At 68.6% G+C, this 1,789-nt stretch carries 2 protein-coding genes; both read left to right on the top strand.

Translation table 11 applies throughout. The features are described 5' to 3' along the window. The coding region (locus SACHA_RS19535) for a glutamate ligase domain-containing protein (RefSeq protein WP_019806293.1) at positions 1 to 541 on the top strand (541 nt) is incomplete at its 5' end. Between the two features lie 70 nt (positions 542 to 611). Then, a complete protein-coding gene (gene mraY, locus SACHA_RS0100415; protein ID WP_019806291.1) occupies positions 612 to 1,697 on the top strand; it encodes a phospho-N-acetylmuramoyl-pentapeptide-transferase in 1,086 nt (361 codons plus the stop codon). Positions 1,698 to 1,789: the final 92 nt, after the last annotated feature.

The following is a 1,789-nucleotide window of genomic DNA, read 5'->3' as shown; positions in this document are numbered from 1 at the left end:
CGTCGCCAACGCGCTCGCCGCCGCGGCGGTCGCGCTGGAGCTGGGCTCCCCGGTGTCCGACGTGGCCGCGGATCTCGGGGCCGCCACCCGCCGGTCGGCCCGGCGGATGGAGGTCACCACCTCCGCCGACGGGGTCACCGTGCTGAACGACTCGTACAACGCCAACCCCGAGTCGGTGCGGGCCGCGTTGAAGACGCTCGCCTCGATGACCTCGGAAAGCCGATCTTGGGCGGTCCTCGGTGTCATGGGCGAACTGGGGGCCGATAGCGTGTCCGCGCACGACGAGATCGGTCGGCTCGCCGTCCGGCTCAACATCAACCGGCTCGTCGTGGTCGGCGAGCAGGCTGCCGCCATGCACCACGGCGCGAGTCACGAGGGTTCCTGGGGAGAGGAGTCGGTCCTGGTGCCGGACACCGATGCGGCGGTCGCGCTGCTGCGCGACCAGGTCCGGCCGGACGACGTCGTCCTCGTCAAGGCCTCGAAGGTTGCCGAGCTGTGGCGGGTAGCCGACGCGCTGTTGGGAGAAGGCGGTAGCGCGTGAGCCCGAACACATCACGACACGAGGAACAGAGCCGGAACAGCGACGGCGGGACGAGCGGGAGGCACACAGCGTGATCAGCATCTTGATCGCGGCCTCCGTCGGGCTCGGTGTGTCGATCCTGCTCACCCCGTACCTGATCCGGCTGTTCTCCTATCAGGGATTCGGCCAGGAGATCCGGGAGGAGGGGCCACAGGGCCACAGGTCGAAACGCGGCACGCCCACGATGGGGGGCGTCGCCATCCTGGTCGCACTGGTGGTCGGATACTTCGTCGCCCATCTGGTGGATGTCTGGCGCGACTCGCCCAGTGACGGTCCCACCGCCTCCGGGCTGTTGGTGCTCTACCTCGCGGTGGGGCTGGGACTGGTCGGGTTCCTGGACGACTTCATCAAGATCCGGAAGCAACGCAACCTCGGCCTGAACAAGACGGCCAAGCTCGTCGGCCAGCTTCTGGTGGCGCTCAGCTTCGCGGTGCTGGTGGTGCAGTTCCCGGACGCCAACGGCCTGACGCCGGCCTCGCAGAATCTGTCCTACGCGCGGGACCTCGAACTGATCGTGTTCCCGCTGCCGATCTTCATGCTGTTCTGCTACCTGCTGATCTCGGCGTGGTCGAACGCGGTGAACTTCACCGACGGCCTCGACGGGCTCGCGGGTGGCGCCGGGGCCATGGTGCTGGCCACGTACGTGGTGATCTCCTTCTGGCAGGCACGGCTGAGCTGCGTGGAGGGCTACCAGGTCGGTTGTTACAACGTGCGGGATCCGCTGGACCTCGCGGTCGTCGCCGCGGCGGCGACCGGCGCCTGCGTGGGCTTCTTGTGGTGGAACGCCGCCCCCGCGAAGATCTTCATGGGGGACACCGGGTCGCTGGCGCTCGGCGGTCTCATCGCGGGTCTGTCCATGACGACCCGCACGGAGCTGCTCGCCATCGTGATCGGTGGCCTGTTCGTGGTCGAGATGATGTCGGTGGTGCTGCAGATCGCCATCTTCCGCACCACCCGCAAGCGGATCTTCCGGATGGCGCCGTTCCACCACCACTTCGAACTGGCCGGATGGGCGGAGACCACCGTCATCATCCGGTTCTGGCTGCTCGCGGCGATCTGCTGCATGTTCGGCCTCGGCCTGTTCTACAGTGAACAGCTCGGTCTCGGGGGCGGGTGACGATGCGCGGTGCCGAGCTCGCGGGCAGGACGGTGCTCGTCGCGGGTGCCGGGGTCACCGGCCGGTCCGTGGCGGGTGCGCTGGCGGCGGCG

It is taken from the genome of Saccharomonospora halophila 8, assembly GCF_000383775.1.
Lineage (GTDB): Bacteria > Actinomycetota > Actinomycetes > Mycobacteriales > Pseudonocardiaceae > Saccharomonospora > Saccharomonospora halophila.
The sequence above is the reverse complement of the archived record's forward strand: the minus strand, read 5'-3'. Positions and strand labels throughout refer to the sequence as shown.